Annotated in this window: 16 protein-coding genes; 11 read left to right on the top strand and 5 right to left on the bottom strand. The window is 72.6% G+C overall.

The genetic code is table 11. The features are described 5' to 3' along the window. Positions 1–16 precede the first annotated feature (16 nt). Both radA and H4687_RS26410 read right to left on the bottom strand, forming a co-directional pair. Positions 17–1426 carry a DNA repair protein RadA gene (gene radA / locus H4687_RS26405; protein WP_005475728.1) on the bottom strand — a complete coding sequence of 470 codons (1410 nt, stop codon included), beginning with the start codon at positions 1424–1426 and terminating at the stop codon, positions 17–19. A gap of 227 nt (positions 1427–1653) precedes the next feature. Continuing rightward, positions 1654–3039, bottom strand: a complete 1386-nt coding sequence (locus tag H4687_RS26410) for a hypothetical protein (RefSeq protein ID WP_046919759.1) — start codon at positions 3037–3039, stop codon at positions 1654–1656. Positions 3040–3254: 215 nt separating this feature from the next. On the opposite strand from H4687_RS26410, the gene H4687_RS26415 reads away from it, so the two are divergent. After that, positions 3255–4973: a BACON domain-containing protein gene (locus tag H4687_RS26415; RefSeq protein WP_050399569.1), complete on the top strand. Its 1719-nt coding sequence runs from the start codon at positions 3255–3257 to the stop codon at positions 4971–4973. 237 nt (positions 4974–5210) lie between these two features. On the opposite strand, the gene H4687_RS26420 is transcribed toward H4687_RS26415, so the two are convergent. Next, a complete protein-coding gene (locus tag H4687_RS26420) occupies positions 5211–6122 on the bottom strand; it encodes a hypothetical protein (RefSeq protein ID WP_046920351.1) in 912 nt (303 codons plus the stop codon). Between the two features lie 71 nt (positions 6123–6193). On the opposite strand from H4687_RS26420, the gene H4687_RS26425 reads away from it, so the two are divergent. From H4687_RS26425 to ilvD, 4 genes are all read left to right on the top strand, one after another. After that, positions 6194–7126 carry a Ppx/GppA phosphatase family protein gene (locus H4687_RS26425; RefSeq protein WP_046920350.1) on the top strand — a complete coding sequence of 311 codons (933 nt, stop codon included), beginning with the start codon at positions 6194–6196 and terminating at the stop codon, positions 7124–7126. 159 nt (positions 7127–7285) lie between these two features. Further along, the gene (locus tag H4687_RS26430) at positions 7286–8107 is read left to right on the top strand and encodes a sugar phosphate isomerase/epimerase family protein (protein WP_050399570.1); all 822 of its coding nucleotides are present in this window, start codon (positions 7286–7288) and stop codon (positions 8105–8107) included. Then, positions 8104–8721: a TetR/AcrR family transcriptional regulator gene (locus tag H4687_RS26435; protein WP_046915413.1), complete on the top strand. Its 618-nt coding sequence runs from the start codon at positions 8104–8106 to the stop codon at positions 8719–8721. Before H4687_RS26430 ends, H4687_RS26435 begins: the two co-directional genes overlap by 4 nt. A gap of 187 nt (positions 8722–8908) precedes the next feature. Then, positions 8909–10762: a dihydroxy-acid dehydratase gene (gene ilvD / locus H4687_RS26440; RefSeq protein WP_046915414.1), complete on the top strand. Its 1854-nt coding sequence runs from the start codon at positions 8909–8911 to the stop codon at positions 10760–10762. Between the two features lie 172 nt (positions 10763–10934). On the opposite strand, the gene H4687_RS26445 is transcribed toward ilvD, so the two are convergent. After that, complete coding sequence (locus tag H4687_RS26445) at positions 10935–13244, bottom strand: protein kinase domain-containing protein (protein ID WP_050399571.1); 2310 nt, start codon at positions 13242–13244, stop codon at positions 10935–10937. Between the two features lie 196 nt (positions 13245–13440). Here H4687_RS26445 and H4687_RS26450 point away from each other — a divergent pair, with 196 nt between their 5' ends. The 6 genes from H4687_RS26450 (at position 13441) to proC (ending at position 18211) form a co-directional block, all read left to right on the top strand. Beyond that, positions 13441–13794: an SH3 domain-containing protein gene (locus H4687_RS26450; protein WP_046919105.1), complete on the top strand. Its 354-nt coding sequence runs from the start codon at positions 13441–13443 to the stop codon at positions 13792–13794. A gap of 154 nt (positions 13795–13948) precedes the next feature. Beyond that, positions 13949–14521 carry a hypothetical protein gene (locus H4687_RS26455; RefSeq protein ID WP_050399572.1) on the top strand — a complete coding sequence of 191 codons (573 nt, stop codon included), beginning with the start codon at positions 13949–13951 and terminating at the stop codon, positions 14519–14521. Positions 14522–14661: 140 nt separating this feature from the next. Beyond that, complete coding sequence (locus H4687_RS26460; RefSeq protein WP_050399573.1) at positions 14662–15468, top strand: class I SAM-dependent methyltransferase; 807 nt, start codon at positions 14662–14664, stop codon at positions 15466–15468. 217 nt (positions 15469–15685) lie between these two features. Then, positions 15686–16501, top strand: a complete 816-nt coding sequence (locus tag H4687_RS26465) for an ABC transporter ATP-binding protein (RefSeq protein WP_192781720.1) — start codon at positions 15686–15688, stop codon at positions 16499–16501. Next, positions 16498–17286 carry an ABC transporter permease gene (locus tag H4687_RS26470; protein WP_046918902.1) on the top strand — a complete coding sequence of 263 codons (789 nt, stop codon included), beginning with the start codon at positions 16498–16500 and terminating at the stop codon, positions 17284–17286. Before H4687_RS26465 ends, H4687_RS26470 begins: the two co-directional genes overlap by 4 nt. Before the next feature lie 112 nt (positions 17287–17398). Further along, entirely contained in the window at positions 17399–18211 is an 813-nt protein-coding gene (proC, locus tag H4687_RS26475) for a pyrroline-5-carboxylate reductase (protein ID WP_020113787.1), read from the top strand. Positions 18212–18223: 12 nt separating this feature from the next. Here proC and trpS read toward each other — a convergent pair whose 3' ends face one another. Then, complete coding sequence (trpS, locus tag H4687_RS26480; RefSeq protein ID WP_046918903.1) at positions 18224–19219, bottom strand: tryptophan--tRNA ligase; 996 nt, start codon at positions 19217–19219, stop codon at positions 18224–18226. Positions 19220–19717 lie beyond the last annotated feature (498 nt).

Consider the following 19717-nt stretch of genomic DNA (forward strand, 5'->3'; position numbering starts at 1 on the left):
GAGACCTGGGCAAAGTCTACCGGCGGTCCTCCTCGTCCCGTGGGGCCTCTCGCCGACGGGATCGGGGCAGCACCCGCAGGGCGTCTCCCATGTCGGCCACTTCGAGGACCTTCATACCGGGAGGAACCCTGCCGGGATCGGACGGAACGAGCGCGTGGGTGAATCCCAGGCGGTGCGCTTCGGAGAGCCGGCGCTGGACGCCCGTGACCCGTCTGACCTCGCCCGCGAGGCCCACCTCACCGATCGCCACGAGGTTCTTGGGCAGCGGGGTGTCGGTCGCCGCGGACGCCAGGGCGAGGGCGATCGCGAGGTCCGCGGCGGGCTCCGAGAGCTTCACGCCGCCGACCGTCGCCGAGTAGATGTCCCGCTTGCCGAGGGCGCTGATACGGCCGCGCTGCTCCAGGACCGCGAGCATCATCGACACCCGCGAGGTCTCCAGGCCGGACGTCGTGCGCCGGGGGGAGGGGAGCTGCGAGTCGACTGTGAGCGACTGCACTTCCGCGACCAGGGGGCGGCGGCCCTCCAGGGTGACGGTCAGGCAGGTGCCGGGGACGGGTTCGTCGCGGCGGGTGAGGAAGAGACCGCTGGGGTCGGTGAGACCGGTGATGCCCTCGTCGTGCAGCTCGAAGCAGCCGACCTCGTCCGTGGCGCCGTAGCGGTTCTTGACGCCGCGGACCAGGCGCAGGCGCGCGTGCCGGTCGCCCTCGAAGTGCAGGACCACGTCGACGAGGTGCTCCAGGAGACGGGGACCCGCGATGGCGCCGTCCTTCGTGACGTGTCCCACCAGGAGGGTCGACATGCCGCGTTCCTTGGACGCGCGGATCAGGGCGCCGGCGACCTCCCGGACCTGGGCCATGCCGCCGGGGGCGCCGTCGATCTCGGGGGAGGCGATCGTCTGGACCGAGTCGAGGATCAGCAGGGACGGCTTCACCGCGTCCAAGTGGCCCAGCACGGCGGAGAGGTCGGTCTCGGCGGCGAGGTAGAGGTGGTCGTGCAGGGCGTTGATCCGGTCGGCGCGCAGGCGGACCTGGCTGGCGGACTCCTCGCCCGTGACGTAGAGGGTCGGGTGCTCGGCGTCGGCGGCCTTGGCGGCGACATCGAGGAGCAGGGTGGACTTGCCGACGCCGGGCTCGCCCGCGAGGAGGACCACGGCGCCGGGGACCAGGCCGCCGCCGAGGACCCGGTCCAGCTCCGGAACCCCGGTGGTGCGGGCGGTGGCCTGACGGCCGTCGACCTGGCCGATGGGCACGGCGGAGGTGGTGACGCGGCCGGGGGCCGTCGTACGGACGGCGGGCGTGCCGTACTCGTCGACCGTGCCCCACGCCTGGCATTCGGGGCAGCGGCCGAGCCACTTGGCCGTCTGCCAGCCGCACTCCGTGCAGCGGTAGGACGGCCGGTCCTTCGCGGTTTTCGTACGGGCAGCCATGCACGAACCGTAACGGAGGGCACTGACAGCGGCGGGGGCCGGGCGAATCGGGCCGGGGCCGGCGGCCGTGGGGGGTGCCGGCCCCGGTGGGGGCGCCCGTTCGCCGTGGGGGGCGTGCTCGTGGGGCGGGCGCCAGGGGGACGCGGTTGCTCACGCCGTTTCCCGCGCCCCTCGGGGACGCGCGCCACCGGTTGCCTGGGGCGCGCCCCGTGTCTCGCGAACGTGCCCTAGCGGCGGGGCCCGATCGTCAGGTCGGCCGGGCGGTACGGGACGTAGGCCGCGCCGTCGAGGCCGAGGGCGAGGGCGGCGGTCTGGAGGGCGCCCGGGGTCGCGGAGGCGCCCCAGCGGCCGGAGTCGAGGCGGGACTCCAGGGCGTGCAGGGCGGCGACGGTCTCGGCGGTGGTGAAGGTGCAGTGGCCCTGGCGTTCGACGTAGGCCTGGCGCAGGAGGGCGGCGTCGCCGGAGGCGCGCACGCGGGCGGCGAAGCGGGACTCCTGCTCCACGGGGACCAGGTCGTCGGCGACGGTGTGGATGTCCAGGAGCGGGACCGCGAGGCCCTGGCCGGCGGAGGAGGTGCGCTCGCCGGCCGCGACGGCGGCCGGGTCGGCGGCGATGTCGGCGTGGGAGGTCAGGTTCCGCAGATCGGCGCGCAGGTTCAGGCCGGCCTTCTTGTACAGAGCCTTGACCAGGGGCGCGTGCTGCGAGTTCGCGAGCACGCGCGCGTAGTCGACGCCCTTGTTCCCGGAGTTGTTGCCGCCCAGGGCCTTCTCGACGTGGTGGCGGGCGGGTTCGACGCGGTTGAGGACACCCTGAGCGAGCCACGCGTACTGCTGGGCCTGCTGCGCCTCCCAGTCCCCGTCGGCGGGGCGGTCCTTGCCGGGTGCCCAGGTGGGCAGGTTGAGGTAGGCGGCGGCGAGGGCGATACGGGCGCGGCCCTCGGGGGTCTGCTGGGCGGCGACGACGGCGTCGGTGAGCTGCCGGCCGGTCGCGGCGCCCTCGGCCTCGGAGGCGAGGTCCACCAGCTTCACCGGCGTGTCCGGGAGCAGGAGCCGGGCGATCGTGTACTCGGCGTCGAGCTGGTAGGTGTGCAGGTCGTTGGCGCCGGCCACGAGACCGCAGAGGCCGAGGGCGCCGTCGATCCCGCCGGCGCCGGAGCGGGCCAGCCGGGCGTTGACCAGACCGCCCATGGACTGCCCGACGGAGAGGGTGCGGGTGGGTTCGCCGATCTTCTCGGTGACCGCCGCGATGGTGGCGACCTGGTCGCGCTCGGCGCTCTCCAGGGCCCAGAGGGTCTCGCTCACGTCGTAGGAGGAGCCGGTGAGCGCGTAGCCCTCTTCGAGGAGCCGCAGGCGTACGGCCTCGCGGGGGGCGTTCTGGGGCGCGGTGCCGCCGAAGCCGTGGCTGAAGACGATCAGGGTGCCGTTCCAGTTCTCCGGGACGTCCGCGATCCAGGCGGCCCCGTCCGGGAGGGTGCCGGTGAGGCGTTCGACGGCGGGCGCGGCCGTCTGCGCGGTGGCCGTCGAGACGGAGGCGCCGGTCAGCGAGAGGACGACGGCGGCGGCCAGGGCGGTGAGCGTGCGGCCGGCGGGCGAGCGGACAGCGTGTGCGGTCATGAGAGTGGGGCTCCTGACTCGGCATACCTGAAGGTAACTTGGACTCCGGGAATGTAGGGCGAATTAGTGGCCGTGGTCAAGAAAGTGCACAACATTGGCGGGATGCCGCCGGAACCCAGGGTTCCTGTCCCCTTATGAGGGATCGTTTCACCCGTACGGAGTAAATGTGTCGAAGGGGCGGGAAGGTGCCGCTTCCGGGCGCCTACCGTCCATGAATGATGAGCATCAGTCCGGAAACCTCGACCCGCACCACCGGCGCGCACCGGGCGTACAGCGAGGCGCGCGATCGGGCGGCCGCGCGGGCGGTGGCGCATCGCACGCCGGCGCACTACGAGCCGTACCTGGACGGCCTGTTCACCTACTGCATGTCGGTGCTGTGCGACCACGACGCGGCGACCGCGGCCCTGGCGGACGTCCTCGCGCTCGCCGAGCGCCGCCGGGGCCCGGACGACGCCGGGGGCCGCCGGGCCCGGCTGTACGCACTGGCCCGGTGGGCCTGTCTGCGCGGGCTCACGGAGGTCCGGCAGAAACGGCCGGGCACGCACGCCTCCGCGCGCCCGCCCGCACACGCCGGCGGGACCGAGAAGCCGCGCGCCGCGAAGAACGCCGTCGGATCCGCCGTCCTCTCCGAGGACGAGGAGCGGCGGCGCAGGCGTGAACTGGCCCGGCTCGCCTGGCCGGAGGCCGCCGGCACCACGCCCGAGCAGCGCGAGGCGCTGGAGTTGGCGGTGCGGCACCAGCTCACCGCCCCCGAGGTCGCCGACGTGCTGGGGATGGACCCGGCCGCCGCCCGGGAGTTGCTCGCCTCCGCCGCCTGCGAGGTGGAGCGCACCAGGGCGGCCCTGGCCGTCGTGGAGAGCGGCGCCTGTCCGGGCGTCGCCCGCCTCGCCGGGGACCAGCCGTTCGTCCTGAGCGCCGCCCTGCGCCGCGAACTCGTCCGGCACGTCGACGACTGTCCCGTCTGCCGCCGCGCCGCCGAGCGCGCCGTCCCCGGCCACTGGCCCGGCACCAGCGTCACGCCCGCCGCGCTGCCCGTGCTCGAAGCGCCGCGCGCGGCCCTCGTGTCCGCGACGGCGCACCTCACGCGCGCGCGTGGCGGCGCCCCGCGCTTCGACCGCCGGGGCTTCCCCATGGACCCGAGGGACCGCGCCGCCCGCCGGGACCGGCTGCGCGCGCGTGCCGTCACGACGACCGTCGTGGCCACCGTGGTCGCCGCGCCCGTCTTCGCCCTCTGGGCCGCCTACCGGGGCGCCCCCCTCATCGGCGAGGGCGCCGACGGCCGTTCCGTCAGCGCGGGCGAGGAGCAGGGCGACGGCGACGGCACCGTCGGCGAGGGCGGCGGCGACGCCTACGAGAACGCCGGCAACGCCCGCACCAGGCCCGGTGCCCGCCCCGGCAAGGGACCCGCGGACGACGTGTCCGTGGAGGTCACCCAGGGGAAGGGGCGGGGCGCGCTCGCCGTCACCGCGGCGAACGACGGCGACACCACCCTCATCACCCTGAAGACGACGGGCGACTCCCCCGTCCGCTGGTCCGCCCGCACCGGCGCCGACTGGCTGTACCTCAGCCGGTCCTCGGGCACCCTGGAGCCCGGCGCGTCCACGACGATCAAGGTGTACGTCGACCAGCTGAGCGAGCCCGCCGGGTACTGGACGGCGGAGGTCTCACTGGCTCCCTCGGGCGCCGTGGTGACGATCGAGGGCTACGGACCGGTGCCGACGCCGCCGGTCGACACCCGGCCGACCCCACCGGATGCGGACCCGGGCCCGCCGAGGCCCACGGACCCGCCCCCGGCACCCGACCCGGACCCCACACCCACCGGCCCGGCGCAGCCCGACCCGACCCCGGCCCCCACCGACGAGACCCCCACGGACCCGCCCGGCCCGACCCCGCCGCCGAGCGACGGGGGAGGCGACCCGCCGCCGGCTTCGTAGGGACGGCGGGGGTGCGTGCCGGGAGGGAGGGTCTGGCCCGGCGGGGGAGCAACCGGGTGCGTCGCGCGTGGTGGGCCCACCACGGATCGCCGGGGCGGGCGAGGGCGGGGGCCGGCTCCGCCCGCGATGCTCGGCCCGCACCAGGGGCTCCGCCCACGGTGTACGGGCCCCGCCCACGGTGCGGTCCGACCGAATCCACCGACTCGGTCTGCGGTCCGACCGAAAGCACCGCTCCGCCTACGGTCCGACCGAATCCACCGGTTCGGCCGGCGGGGTGACCGGATCCGCCGGATGCGGTGCCACCAGCGGCAGACGCGACGCCAGTCGCTGCTCGCACAGCTCGACCAGGCGGTCGTACCCCTCCTTGCCCATCAGCTCGACCAGCTCCGGCCGGTACGAGACGTACACCGGGTCGCCCGCGCCGTGCGCGGAGGTCGCCGACGTGCACCACCAGTGCAGGTCGTGGCCGCCCGGGCCCCAGCCGCGGCGGTCGTACTCCCCGATCGACACCTGCAGCACCCGCGTGTCGTCGGGTCGGTCGATCCAGTCGTACGTGCGCCGGATCGGCAGCTGCCAGCAGACGTCCGGCTTGGTCTCCAGCGGCTCGCGGCCCTCCCGCAGCGCCAGGATGTGCAGCGAGCACCCCGCGCCCCCGGCGAAGCCCGGGCGGTTCTGGAAGATGCACGACCCCTTGTAGGGACGGGTCTGGCGGTCGCCGTCCTCGTCCTTGGAGACCCAGCCGGTCTCCGTGCCCACGTCGTGGAACTGCCAGATCTCCGGAGTGAGCCTCGCCACATGCTCGGCGACGCGCTTCTCGTCGTCCTCGTCCGAGAAGTGGGCGCCCAGGCTGCAGCAGCCGTCGGCCGCGCGGCCCGCCTGGATGCCCTGGCAGCCGCTGCCGAATACGCAGTTCCAGCGCGAGGTCAGCCAGGTGAGATCGCAGCGGAAGACCTGCTCGTCGTCCGCCGGATCAGGGAACTCCACCCACGCGCGCGCGAAATCGAGTCCCTTCTCGTCCGGCGCCGTGGACTCCGCGGAGCCCTTCGCCGACTTCGGTGGCCTGGTCGCCGCCTTCGCCCGCGAAGAGCCGCCGGTCGCGGCCGCTCCCGCTGCCGACTTGTCGGCCTTTGCCTTTTTCGTCTTTGGCACCCGTCCAGGGTACGGCGCCGGAGGCCGCATCGAGGACCTTGCACGGCCCAGCTGGCAGTAGCGTTCCGCCCATGAGACTCGGTGTCCTCGACGTGGGATCGAACACGGTGCATCTGCTGGTGGTGGACGCACACCCGGGCGCACGCCCCCTGCCCGCGCACTCGCACAAGGTGGAACTACGCCTTGCCCAGCTCCTCGACGAGGCCGGGGCCATCGGTCCCGAAGGGGTCGAGAAACTCATAGCCGTCGTCCACGAGGCGCTCCAGGCCGCCGAGGACAAGGGCGTGGAGGAACTGCTTCCCTTCGCCACCTCCGCCGTGCGCGAGGCCAGCAACGCCGACGAGGTCCTCGCCCGGGTCCAGGACGAGACCGGGGTCGAACTGCAGGTCCTCACCGGCGCCGAGGAGGCCCGGCTGACCTTCCTCGCCGTCCGCCGCTGGTTCGGCTGGTCCGCGGGCAAGCTCCTCGTCCTCGACATCGGCGGGGGCTCCCTGGAGATCGCGTACGGGATAGACGAGGAGCCCGACGCCGCCGCCTCGCTGCCGCTGGGCGCCGGCCGCCTGACCGCCGGCTGGCTGCCCGGCGATCCGGCGACGCCCGACGACGTCCGCGCCCTGCGCCGGCATGTCCGGGCCCAGATAGCCCGTACGGTCGGCGAGTTCAGCCGGTTCGGGGCTCCCGACCACGTCGTCGCCACCTCCAAGACCTTCAAGCAGCTCGCCCGTATCGGCGGCGCGGCCCGCTCCACGGAGGGGCTCTACGTCCAGCGCGACCTCAAGCGCGAGGCCCTGGAGTCCTGGGTCCCCAAGCTCGCCCAGATGACCACGGCCCAGCGCGCCGCGCTCCCCGGCGTCTCCGAGGGCCGCGCGAACCAGATCCTCGCGGGCGCGCTGGTCGCCGAGGCCGCGATGGACCTCTTCGACGTGCAGACCCTGGAGATCTGCCCCTGGGCGCTGCGGGAGGGCGTGATCCTGCGACGCCTGGACCACATGGGTACGGCGTAGGGGAACCGGGGGCGTTCGCCGTCGGCCGCCCCGGTGGGGGCCGACCCGCGGTCCACCCTCCCCGAGCACCCCCACGGCGTACGGGCGGGCCCACCCACCCCCGGCCGACCTCGCGCCCCCCGGCCCACCCGACCCGCCCCACCCCGTAGGCTGTGCCGCGTGGCAGAACCCGTACGGATCCCGGACGCGAAGGTCGCGCTGTCCACGGCCTCCGTGTATCCGGAGTCGACGGCCACGGCCTTCGAGATCGCCGCGCGCCTGGGCTACGACGGCGTGGAGGTCATGGTCTGGACCGACCCGGTCAGCCAGGACCTGGAGGCGCTGCGCCGCCTCTCCGACTACCACCAGATCCCCATCCTCGCCGTACACGCCCCCTGTCTGCTGATCACCCAGCGGGTGTGGTCGACCGACCCGTGGGTCAAGCTCCAGCGCGCCCAGGCCGCCGCCGAGAAGCTCGGCGCGAGCACGGTCGTCGTACACCCCCCCTTTCGCTGGCAGCGCCAGTACGCGCGCGACTTCGTCACCGGTATCTGGCGGATGGCGGGTGAGACGGACGTCCGGTTCGCCGTCGAGAACATGTACCCCTGGCGCTACCGTGACCGCGAGATGCTCGCGTACGCCCCCGACTGGGACGTGACGAAGGACGACTACCGTCACTTCACGATCGACCTCAGCCACTCCGCGACCTCCCGCACCGACGCCCTGGAGATGGTCGACCGCATGGGCGACCGCCTCGGCCACGTGCACATGGCCGACGGCAGGGGATCGGCCAAGGACGAGCACCTCGTCCCGGGCCGCGGCAGCCAGCCCTGCGCCGAACTGCTGGAACGTCTCGCCCACACCGGTTTCGACGGCCACGTCGTGATCGAGGTCAACACCCGCCGCGCCATGTCCGCCGCCGAGCGCGAGGCCGACCTGGCGGAGGCCCTCGCCTTCACCCGGCTGCACCTCGCCTCCGCCGTGCGGGTCCCCCGGCCGTGACCTCGGCCACCCCCCGCCGCCGGGGCCGGCCCTCCCGCACGGAGTCGGCCGACACGCCCGCCGCGCGCGACCGCATCCTCCTCGCGGCCCGCGAGGAGTTCTCCGAGCGCGGCTACGACAAGACGTCCGTACGCGGCATCGCCAAGGCCGCCGGGGTGGACTCGGCGCTCGTGCACCACTACTTCGGCACCAAGGAGCAGGTGTTCGAAGCGTCCATCGAGGTGGCCTTCGGGCCCCTCCTGAGCGCCCCCGGCTCGATCGCCGAGGGCCCCCTCGACGGTGTCGGCGAGCGGCTGGCCCGTTTCTTCTTCGGGGTCTGGGAGAACCCGGCGACCCGCGCGGCGCTGCTCGCGATCGTCCGCTCCGCCGTGAACAACGAGGTCGCGGCCACCGTCTTCCGCCGCCTCGTCTCGGCACAGCTGCTGCGCCGCGTCGCCGCCCAGCTCGACCGCCCGGACGCGGAACTGCGCGCTGAGCTGGCCGCCGCCCAGTTGGTGGGCATCGCCATGCTCCGCTACGTGATCAAGGTGGAGCCGCTGGCGTCGGCGGATCCGGAGCAGATCATCAGAAGGGTCGCCCCGGCGGTGCAGGCCCACCTCACCGCGCCCGGCTAGGCGCGCGAGCCCTCACACACGCGCGTCCCGGCCCCTCGCAACCGTGCCCCCGAACCCTGCCGACCCGCAGTCGAAAACCGAGACAGTCGTCCCGCATTCCGGACAAGCTGTCCAACCCTTGGCGCAACGGGCGTACGCTCGATGCAGTCAGAACTCTCTGATCGCAGTCTCTGAAGGAGCGAGCGCGATGCCCCAGCTGAGGTCCCGCACAGTCACCCACGGCCGCAACATGGCGGGCGCCCGCGCCCTTATGCGCGCCTCCGGTGTACCGGGCGCGGACATCGGCCGCAAGCCGATCATCGCGGTCGCCAACAGCTTCACCGAGTTCGTGCCGGGCCACACCCACCTCCAGCCGGTGGGCCGCATCGTCAGCGAGGCGATCACCGCGGCCGGCGGCATCCCGCGCGAGTTCAACACCATCGCCGTCGACGACGGCATCGCGATGGGCCACGGCGGCATGCTGTACAGCCTCCCCTCCCGCGACCTGATCGCGGACAGCGTGGAGTACATGGTCGAGGCCCACTGCGCCGACGCCCTGATCTGCATCTCCAACTGCGACAAGATCACCCCGGGCATGCTGAACGCCGCCCTGCGGCTCAACATCCCGACCGTCTTCGTCTCCGGCGGCCCCATGGAGTCCGGCCGGGCCACCCTCGTCGACGGCACGGTCCGCACGCTCGACCTGGTCGACGCGATCTCCGACGCGGTCAACGACAAGATCTCGGACGAGGACATCCTCCGTATCGAGGAGAACGCCTGTCCGACCTGCGGCTCCTGCTCCGGCATGTTCACCGCCAACTCGATGAACTGCCTCGCGGAGGCCATCGGACTCGCCCTCCCGGGCAACGGCTCGGTCCTGGCCACGCACACGGCCCGCCGGGCGCTGTACGAGAACGCGGGCCGCACGGTGATGGACATCACCCGCCGCTACTACGAGCAGGACGACGAGACGGTCCTGCCCCGCAACGTCGCCACCTTCGCGGCCTTCCAGAACGCCATGGCCCTCGACATCGCGATGGGCGGCTCGACCAACACGATCCTGCACCTGCTGGCCGCCGCCCAGGAGGCCGGCGTCCCGTTCGACCTGGACGACATCAACGAGGTCTCGCGCCGGGTGCCGTGTCTGGCGAAGGTCGCGCCGAACGTCGCCAAGGACCGCACGTACTACATGGAGGACGTGCACCGGGCCGGCGGCATCCCCGCCCTCCTCGGCGAACTGCACCGCGCGGGCCTGCTCAACGAGGACGTCAACTCGGTTCACAGCCCGTCCCTCGCCGACTGGCTGAAGACCTGGGACGTGCGCGGCGGCTCCCCGTCGCCGGAGGCTCTGGAACTGTGGCACGCGGCACCCGGATGTGTGCGTTCCGCCGAGGCCTTCTCCCAGTCCGAGCGCTGGGAGGCCCTGGACGTGGACGCCGAGGGCGGCTGCATCCGCTCCGCCGAGCACGCCTACTCCAAGGACGGCGGCCTCGCGGTCCTCAAGGGCAACCTGGCGGTCGACGGCTGTGTGGTGAAGACGGCGGGCGTCGACGAGTCGATCTGGACGTTCGAGGGCCCGGCGGTCGTCTGCGAGTCGCAGGAGGAGGCCGTCCAGAAGATCCTCATGAAGGAGATCAAGGAGGGCGACGTCGTCGTCATCCGCTACGAGGGCCCCAAGGGCGGCCCCGGCATGCAGGAGATGCTCTACCCGACCTCGTACCTGAAGGGCCGCGGCCTCGGCAAGACCTGCGCGCTCATCACCGACGGCCGCTTCTCCGGCGGCACCTCGGGCCTCTCCATCGGCCACGCCTCGCCCGAGGCGGCCGCCGGCGGCACGATCGCCCTCGTCGAGGACGGCGACCGCATCCGCATCGACATCCCGAACCGTTCGATCGAGCTGCTGGTCGACGACGCCGAGCTGGCCCGCCGCGAGCAGGCCCTGAACGGCGTCTACGCCCCGAAGAACCGGGAGCGCAAGGTGTCGGCCGCGCTGCGCGCCTACGCCGCGATGGCCACCAGCGCCGACAAGGGCGCGGTGCGGGACGTCAGCAAGCTGGGCTGAGGCCCCGCGAAAACAGCACATCGAGGGCCGTTCCCCTACGGGACGGCCCTCGTTCGTGCGGCCACTCGTTCGTGAAGCGCCTCGTTCGTGAAGCCACTCGTTCGTGCAGCCACTCGGCTGTGAGGGCGACGTCACTCGCCCTCGCCCTCGCCCGGCCGTGACCGGCGGAGGGTCACCAGCTCCCCGGGTCGTTCCCGTCCAGCCCGAGCACCGTCCCGTCGAGCGTGCCCGCGCAGACCCGGCCGTCGATGACCACGGGCTCGGGCAGCGAGGCGGTGACCCGGCCCGGGTCCCCGAGCCGCGACGGTGTGTCTCCGCTGATCCCGCCCTTGCGCACGTCCACCGCGAGCAACCGCCCGTCGGACGCGGTGAAGTACACATGCCGGTCGTCGGCGACCGGCGCCGAACTCCGCGCGACCCCCGTCTCCGTCCGCCACAGCTGCTTACGCGCCTTCATGTCGACGGCCGTGAGAGCGCCCTGCGCGCCGCTCAACAGGTACACGACATCGCCCCGCACGACCCCGTGGGCCCCTTGGAGCCGCACGGGCAGGGTGACCCGGACCGTGCTCCCGGTGCCGGGGTCGTACCGGACCACGGCGACCGTGTCGTCGTAGGCACCACCGATCGCGCCAAGGACGAGGGCGCCGTCCTGGACCCCCAGCAGCTCCAGGTGGCCCTCCAGCGGGGCGTCCCAGCGCACGTCACCCGTCCTCGGGTCCACCGCGGTGATCCGCGTGCGCGCCTCCGCCCCCTTGCCGGTGACACTCGCCAGGTACGCCGACCGGTCCCCGCCGAACGACGTGAAGTACGCCTCCGGCTGCCCCGGGATCCGGCCGCTCCACAGGGTGTCGCCGGTGGCAGTGTCCACACCGGTGACCGTCCCGTCGGCGGCGGTGAGCAGCAGCGCGCCGCCGGCGTAGTGCCTGCCGCCGTACGCCGAGACGTCCCGCTCCCACCGCACCTTCCCGGTGCCCGGGTCCAACGCCTGGGCCCGGCGGCTCTCGTCCGTCAGCACCTGCACCAGCCCACCCGACACGACGGGCGGGTCACCGGTGCCCAGCCCACCCGCCCCGGCGACGGTGTGCCGCCACAGCACACTGCCGTCCGCCGGATCCAGCGCGGAGACCAGCCCCGGCTGCACGCACAACAGCTTCCCCGCCCCGTACGAGCAGTGCGGCGCGCTCCTGTTCTTCGCCGCCGGCCTGGTGGCCCAGGCTTCGAGGGCGGGCGCGTCGGCCGCCGCACGTCCGGTCCGGGGCGAGGCCGCGCCACCGTCCGTCCGCCCGCCCTCGTTTCCCAGCGCCCGCACGGAGGCGAACCCTCCGCCCGCGACGAGCACCACCGAGACGGCGACGAGCACGGCCCGCACGCGCGACCGGCGCCAGGCCCGGCTGCTGCCCTGGTCCGCGCGCCGCCCGGAGTCTCCTCGCCCCTCGGCCCCGACGAGGCCGCCGCCCGAATCGGCGCCGGTGCCTGTGCCCGAATCCGCGCCGGTGCCGGTGCCGGTGCCGGTGCCGGTGCCGGTGCCGCGGGCGGTGCTGGTTGCGGTGCCGGTGGCGTCCTCCGTCACGTCCGTGGCCCGGCCCGGCGGAGACGCCCAGCCCGCCCCTTCTCGCTCCCGCCGGGTCGTCATGAACGTCTGGGTGTCGTACGAGGCGGCCACGGACCGCAGTTCGTGCATCAGCTCGTCCGCCGTGGGCCGGTCCTCGGGCTCCTTGGCCAGGCAGGCGCGGACGAGGGGAGCGAGGTTCTCGGGTACTGCGGTGAGGTCCGGCTCGTCGTGGACGACCTGGTAGGCGACGACATAGGGACTGTCGGAGTCGAAGGGCCCGCGCCCGGTGGCCGCGTGCACGGTGACCGAGCCGAGGGCGAAGATGTCGGCGGCGGGCCCGACCTCCCGGGGCCGCCGGAACTGCTCGGGGGCCATGAACGGCGGTGTGCCGATCAACTTCCCCGTCTCGGTGCGCAGTTCGCTGTCCTTCGGTCGCGAGATACCGAAGTCGATGACCTTGGGACCGTCCTCGGCGAGCAGGACGTTGCTGGGCTTGAGGTCCCGGTGCACGACGCCGGCGCGGTGGATGTCGCGCAGCGCCTCCGCGAGCCCGGCCATCAGGCGCCGCAACTGCCCCGGCGGCATGGGCCCGTTCCGCTTGACGTACTCGGCGAGGGTCGGGCCGGGGATGAAGAGGGTGGCCATCCAGGGCCGCGCGCTGTCGGTGTCGGCATCCACGACCGGGGCGGTGAAGGCGCCGCTCACCTGGCGGGCGGCGGCGACCTCCTGCTTGAAACGCCCTCTGAACTCGGGGTCCTTGGCGAACTCGGCGTGCACCACCTTCACCGCGAGCCGCAGACCGGACGTGGAGGCGGCCAGATGGACGACGCCCATGCCACCCGACCCCAGACACGATTCCAGACGGTACTGGCCGGCGTACTCGGGAAGTTCCGCTTCCGCTCCCGACCCGGTGCCGCGCTGCGGTGCCATGGGTCCACCCCCGTGCTGTTTCGGCCGCTCGCGCGACGTTCGGAGCCTAGTCGATGACACGTACGGGACAGAGGCGGCTTGCTAGCCTTCACGCGCGAAAAACGCACAGGTGTGTGTGTCCTGATTCAGGGGTATCAAAGGGTCCCCATGCCCTGCGTGGGGGTCGAACGGGGTTTCAAACGGGGGGAGTTCAGCCATGTCTGTCGACCATGTCGAAGAGATCGCGGGGGACGGCGAGGGGGAGCGGACCGTCACGGCATCGGCCGAGGGTTCGGCCACCGCCGCGACGGCCACGGCAGCCGTCCGCCGCTACTCGGTGGCGCCCGGCGTCCGTCTCAACGTCCGCAGCGGCCCGAGCACCAGCTACGGCATCGTCCGCGTCCTCTCCGAGGGCGTCACGGTACCGATCTACTGCCAGACCCCGGGCCAGACCATCTCCGGCCCCTACGGCACCACGAACGTCTGGGACAACATCGACGACGGCCAGTACATCTCCGACGCCTACGTCTACACCGGCAGCGACGGCTACGTGGCGGGCCGCTGCGGCTGACCCAGTAACCGGGGCCGGCTGACGACACGGCGCGGCGGCACGGAGAGCACCGCGGTACCCCCGCGCGGGGGTACCGCGGCCAGGCCGGTCCGGCCGCCCCGAGGGCCCGGACACCGCCGCGCAGCCGCTCCGACGCCGGAGCCATAATCGACCCGTGAGCGACAAGCCGAAGAACGACCAGGCGGGGCAGACGCAGGGGCAGACGCAGGGGCAGGGGCAGGAGCCGCAAGGGCCGCAGGCGCCCTCGGCCGCTTCCCCGGCGACCCCTACGGGCCCTCGCCCCGAGCCCATCCGCTTCTTCGGGACGACCTGGCTGAATCACGACGGCACCTACACGGCCCGCCGCGCGACCGTCACCGCCGGCTCGCTCGTGGCCCTGGCCGTCTCCTGCCTGGTGCTGCGCCTGGCCTACGAGGGCCTGCGACTGGCCGCGGTCGGCGGTTTCGTCAGCATCCTGGTCGTCGTCATGTTCGCCATCTGCAGCGCCCTGGCCTTCGGCCACACCTGGGGTGCCTTCACCAAGCGCCCCGACCCGGCCCGTCACTCCTCCCTACGGGGCCTCCTCACCATCGGCTTCCTCGGCTCCCTGACCGCCTACTTCCTCCGCTCCCTGAAAGAGGCCCCGGGCGAGTCCCTCCACCGCGAGGAGTACACCGAGGCCCGCCGGCAGTACGACCGCCGCACAGCCAAGCGCACGAAGAACCCGGCCAAGCGCCGCCGCCCCTGACCGACCGGCACGTCACCGCCCCGTCAGGTACGCGGCGAACCGCGACGCGGGAGGGTGCAGCCCCCGGGAACGGGACGGGTGGGTGCGGCCCGGGCGACAGCCCCTCCCCAACCCCAGCCCACCGAGCCACGATGTCCCCCATGACCACCTCTCGCCCCCGCCTCTCCCACACCGCCCGGGCCCACTCCTTCAACGCCGCCGCAGCCCAGTACGCGGCGAACCGCCCCTCCTACCCGGCCACCCTCTTCGACACCATCGAAGCCCTGGCCGCGCGGCCCCTCCCTGGCGCACGCGCCGTGGACGTGGGCGCGGGCACCGGCATATCCACGGCCCTCCTCCACACCCGCGGCGCCGACGTCCTCGCCGTGGAACCCGGCGCAGGCATGGCCGCCCAGTTCCGCCGCAGCCACCCCCACATCCCCCTGGTCCGCGGCGACGGCAACGCCCTCCCCGTCGCCACCGCCTCCACCGACCTCCTCACCTACGCCCAGTCCTGGCACTGGACCGACCCCGCCCGCTCGGTCCCCGAGGCCCTCCGCGTACTCCGCCCCGGCGGCGCACTCGCCCTCTGGTGGAACACCGACGCCGTCGACGTCCCCTGGATCGCCGACGCCACCGTCCGCATCCACCGCTTCCTCGGTGTGGACCCCGGCACCCCGATCGAGAAGAGCGGCTCCGGCGCACCCGCCGCCCTCGCCGACACAGCGGCCCTCGCCGGCACCACCGACCGGCTCGTCTTCACCCGCCGCCAGATCCGCTGGAGCCGCACGGTCCCCCTGGACACCCACCTGGCCAACATCGCCAGCCACTCGGGGTTCCTGGTCCTCGGCCAAGACGCCACCTCCACGTTCCTCACCGAGGAACGAGCCCACCTCCGCGGACTCTTCCCCACCGAAACCATCGAAGAGATCTACGACGTGGACCTACTGGTGGCCATCCGCCCCTGAACACCCTCCTTCCTGTTCCCGGGAACACCCTCCACCCGTGGGCACCCTCCGCCCCACCGACCGGCCCGAACCCTCACCCCCATCACCCCTGCCGAGCGCCCGCGCCCCCTACGCGCCCGCTCGCACTTCCGCCTGCCCCCGCCCGGAACCAGCCCCGCCCCGAACCCACCTCACCCCCTCACTTGACGTCCCCCTCGCCCTGCGCAATATTCACCACATGATGAATAACTCCGGGAGCGAGCCCCCACCCCCACCCGCCATCCACGCCCAGAACCTCACCGTCGCCCGAGGTCCGCGTACCGTGCTCCGCGCCGTCGACTTCGCCGTCCCGCAGGGCCAGATCACCGGCCTCCTCGGCCCTTCCGGCTGCGGAAAATCCACCCTGATGCGAGCGATCGTCGGCACCCAGGCCAAGGTCACCGGCACCCTGGACGTCCTCGGCCGCCCCGCGGGCGATGCCAACCTCCGCTCCCGCATCGGCTACGTCACCCAGGCCCCCTCCGTCTACGACGACCTGACCGTCAGCCAGAACCTCGCCTACTTCGCCGCGATCCTCGACCCCGGCCGCGCGGCCGCCGACCGCCGTCACGAGAACGTCACCCGGGCCATCGCCGACGTGGACCTCACCACCCACGCCGACGCCCTCGCCGGCAACCTCTCCGGCGGACAGCGCAGCCGCGTCTCCCTGGCCGTGGCCCTCCTCGGCGCCCCCGAACTGGTGGTCCTCGACGAGCCCACCGTCGGCCTGGACCCCGTCCTGCGCCGCGAACTGTGGGCCCTCTTCCACACCATCGCCCACGAGCGCCGGGCCACCCTCCTGATCTCCTCCCACGTCATGGACGAGGCCGAGCGCTGTCACCGCCTCCTCCTCATGCGCGAGGGCCGGATCCTCGCCGACGACACCCCCGAGGCCCTCCGCGCCCGCACCCACACCGAAACGGTCGAAGAGGCCTTCCTCCGCCTGGTAGACGAAGCCACGGCGACCGCGCCCACAGCCACGACCGACGCACACCAGAAGGAGCCGGCGCGATGACCGCCACGACCACATCCACGCCCCCGATGGCCTCCCGCCCGAGGGCCCTCAGCTACTCCCGCACGACCGCCACGGCCGCCCGAGTCCTCCGCCAACTCGGCCACGACCCCCGCACGATCGCCCTGCTGATCCTCATCCCGTGCGTGATGCTGTTCCTGCTGCGCTACGTCTTCGACGGCAGCCCGCGCGTCTTCGACTCCATCGGCGCCTCACTCCTCGGCATCTTCCCGCTGATCACGATGTTCCTGGTGACCTCGATCGCGACCCTGCGCGAGCGCACCTCGGGCACCCTGGAACGCCTCCTCTCCATGCCTCTCGGCAAGGGAGACCTCATCGCCGGCTACGCCCTCGCCTTCGGCACCCTGGCGATCATCCAGTCCGCCCTCGCCACGGGTCTGGCCGTCTGGTTCCTCGACCTGGACGTCACCGGCTCCCCTTGGCTCCTCCTGATCGTCGCCCTCCTCGACGCCCTGCTCGGCACCGCCCTCGGCCTCTTCGTCTCGGCCTTCGCCTCCTCCGAGTACCAGGCCGTCCAGTTCATGCCGGCCGTGATCTTCCCCCAGCTCCTCCTCTGCGGCCTGTTCACCGCCCGCGCGAACATGCACCCCGCCCTGGAGGCCATCTCCAACGTCCTCCCCATGTCCTACGCCGTCGACGGCATGAACGAAGTCCTCCTCCACACCGACATGACCGCCACGTTCGTACGCGACATCGCGATCGTCGCCGGCTGCGCCGTCCTGGTCCTCACCCTGGGAGCGGCCACCTTGCGGCGCCGGACGACCTGACGCCCCCCACACCACCCGGCCGACGTCCCGCCCACCGGACACGCCGACCGAACCCGCGCCCCCGGTGCGAGGATGGCCCCAGGACGACGCACCCCCGGAGGGCACCCGCACCATGAGCCAGAAAGTCGCAGTCCTCGGCACCGGCAAGATCGGCGAGGCCCTGCTCAGCGGCATGATCCGAGCCGGCTGGGCACCCGCGGACCTCCTGGTCACCGCCCGCCGTCCCGAACGCGCCGAAGAACTCCGCACCCGGTACGGCGTCACCCCGGTCACCAACGCCGAGGCCGCGAAGACCGCCGACACGCTCATCCTCACGGTCAAGCCTCAGGACATGGCCACCCTCCTCGACGAACTCGCCCCGCACACCCCCGCCGACCGTCTGGTCGTCAGCGGCGCGGCGGGCATCCCCACCTCCTTCTTCGAGGAGCGCCTGGCCGCAGGCACCCCCGTCGTCCGCGTTATGACGAACACCCCCGCCCTCGTCGACGAGGCCATGTCCGTCATCTCCGCCGGCAGCCACGCGAGCGAGGCCGATCTCGCGCACGCCGAGGAGATCTTCGGCGCCGTCGGCAAGACCCTTCGCGTCCCCGAGTCCCAGCAGGACGCCTGCACCGCCCTCTCCGGCTCCGGCCCGGCGTACTTCTTCTACCTGGTCGAAGCCATGACCGACGCGGGCATCCTCCTCGGCCTGCCCCGGGACAAGGCCCACGATCTGATCGTCCAGTCCGCCATCGGCGCGGCCACGATGCTCCGTGACAGCGGCGAACACCCCGTCAAGCTCCGCGAGAACGTCACCTCTCCCGCCGGCACGACGATCAGCGCCATCCGTGAACTCGAGAACCACGGAGTGCGCGCCGCGCTGATCGCCGCACTGGAGGCCGCCCGCGACCGCAGCCGCGAACTGGCCTCCGGCAAGAAGGACTGACGCCCCGCGCGGTCAGCCGGCCAGCAGACCGATCGCCCGGTACGCCTCATCCACCCTCGGCCGAGCCATGCCTCTGGCCTTCTCCGCGCCCATCCGCAGCACCCCCTCCACATACGCAGGATCCGCGCACAACTCCTTGTGCCTCTCCTGTACGGGCCTGAGGAGTTCGACCACGGCCTCTGCGGTGTCCTTCTTCAGTGCTCCGTACGATTCATATACACCGCTCAGGTCCTCGGGGTTCCCACCCCCACAGGCGGCGAGGATCTCCAGCAGGTTCGCGAGCCCCGGCCGTTTCTCCGGGTCGTACACGACATCCCGCCCGCTGTCGGTCACGGCCCGCATGACCTTCTTCCGCGCCACGTCCGGTTCGTCCAGCAGGTAGACGATGCCCGGCCCGACGTCGTCGGTCTTCCCCATCTTCGACGTCGGATCCTGGAGGTTCATCACCCGGGCCGCGACCTTCGGACGCGTGGCCCGCGGCACCACGAACGTCCGTCCGTACCGCTGGTTGAAGCGCACGGCCAGGTCCCGCGTCAGTTCCACATGCTGCGTCTGGTCATCGCCCACCGGCACCTCGTCGGTCCCGTACGCCAGGATGTCCGCCGCCATCAGGACGGGATAGGTCAGCAGCGACAGCCGGACACTGCCGCCCCGCTCCCGTTCCCGCGCCGCCTTCTCCCTGTACTGGATCATCCGCCGCATCTCGCCGTCCGTGGCCACGCACTCCAGCAGATACGACAGCCGCGCGTGCTCGTCCACATGACTCTGGACGAAGACGGTGCACAGTTCCGGATCAAGCCCCGACGCCAGCAGCAGGGTCGCCGCCTGCCGGGTCAGCCTTCGCACCCGCGCCGGATCGTGGTCCACGGTGAGCGCGTGAAGATCCACCACACAGAACAACGCGTCCGTCCGGTGCTGGTCGACCTCGGCCCACCGTCGTACGGCTCCCAGGTAGTTCCCCAGCGTCAGATGCCCCGTCGGCTTGATCCCGCTGAACACCCGTGTCATCTCTCCACCTCCTGATCAGGACCGCCGCCACCGGCCGGCCGTCCCACAGGAGGGAGATACGAGAAACGGCCGCCGGGGGCGGCGGCCGTCGAGTACATACGTGCGTACGGCCGCCGTCAGGCGGCCCACCACTGCTGGTGACACGTACGCGTAGTCATGGGGGTCAGGCTACGCCTCACAGGACCGCGCGGCAGCGAGTTGACACACCCCGAGCCGGTACGTAATGTTCTCCGGGTTGTCCGACGTGAGCGCCGACCTCGGTCGGTCCCCGGACAGCCATTCCGCAGGTAACCACCAACAATCGACGACCTGTCGTCGTGTCCTTGGCATGTGTATTTGCGAAATGAGGAATCCGCGTTCGAAAGGGCGCAACCCCCGATTAGCTAGGGGGCAGGGAATCCGCTAAAGTCTCACTCGTCGGAACGGCCCAACAGCCGCGAGGACAACACCCGCTGACTGGGAATCAGGCCCGAAAGGATCTGGTAGAGTCGGAACCGC

Source organism: Streptomyces stelliscabiei (assembly GCF_014873495.1).
Classification (GTDB): Bacteria; Actinomycetota; Actinomycetes; order Streptomycetales; family Streptomycetaceae; genus Streptomyces; species Streptomyces bottropensis.

What these genes read in the sequence shown, in the direction of transcription:
- H4687_RS26415 (WP_050399569.1), top strand. Translation starts at nt 3,255, where the DNA reads ATGATGAGCATCAGTCCGGAAACCTCGACCCGCACCACCGGCGCGCAC.
- H4687_RS26465 (WP_192781720.1), top strand. Translation starts at nt 15,686, where the DNA reads ATGATGAATAACTCCGGGAGCGAGCCCCCACCCCCACCCGCCATCCAC.
- H4687_RS26460 (WP_050399573.1), top strand. Translation starts at nt 14,662, where the DNA reads ATGACCACCTCTCGCCCCCGCCTCTCCCACACCGCCCGGGCCCACTCC.
- H4687_RS26425 (WP_046920350.1), top strand. Translation starts at nt 6,194, where the DNA reads ATGAGACTCGGTGTCCTCGACGTGGGATCGAACACGGTGCATCTGCTG.
- H4687_RS26410 (WP_046919759.1), bottom strand. Translation starts at nt 3,039, where the DNA reads ATGACCGCACACGCTGTCCGCTCGCCCGCCGGCCGCACGCTCACCGCC.
- ilvD (WP_046915414.1), top strand. Translation starts at nt 8,909, where the DNA reads ATGCCCCAGCTGAGGTCCCGCACAGTCACCCACGGCCGCAACATGGCG.
- H4687_RS26450 (WP_046919105.1), top strand. Translation starts at nt 13,441, where the DNA reads ATGTCTGTCGACCATGTCGAAGAGATCGCGGGGGACGGCGAGGGGGAG.
- H4687_RS26445 (WP_050399571.1), bottom strand. Translation starts at nt 13,244, where the DNA reads ATGGCACCGCAGCGCGGCACCGGGTCGGGAGCGGAAGCGGAACTTCCC.
- trpS (WP_046918903.1), bottom strand. Translation starts at nt 19,219, where the DNA reads ATGACACGGGTGTTCAGCGGGATCAAGCCGACGGGGCATCTGACGCTG.
- radA (WP_005475728.1), bottom strand. Translation starts at nt 1,426, where the DNA reads ATGGCTGCCCGTACGAAAACCGCGAAGGACCGGCCGTCCTACCGCTGC.
- H4687_RS26470 (WP_046918902.1), top strand. Translation starts at nt 16,498, where the DNA reads ATGACCGCCACGACCACATCCACGCCCCCGATGGCCTCCCGCCCGAGG.
- proC (WP_020113787.1), top strand. Translation starts at nt 17,399, where the DNA reads ATGAGCCAGAAAGTCGCAGTCCTCGGCACCGGCAAGATCGGCGAGGCC.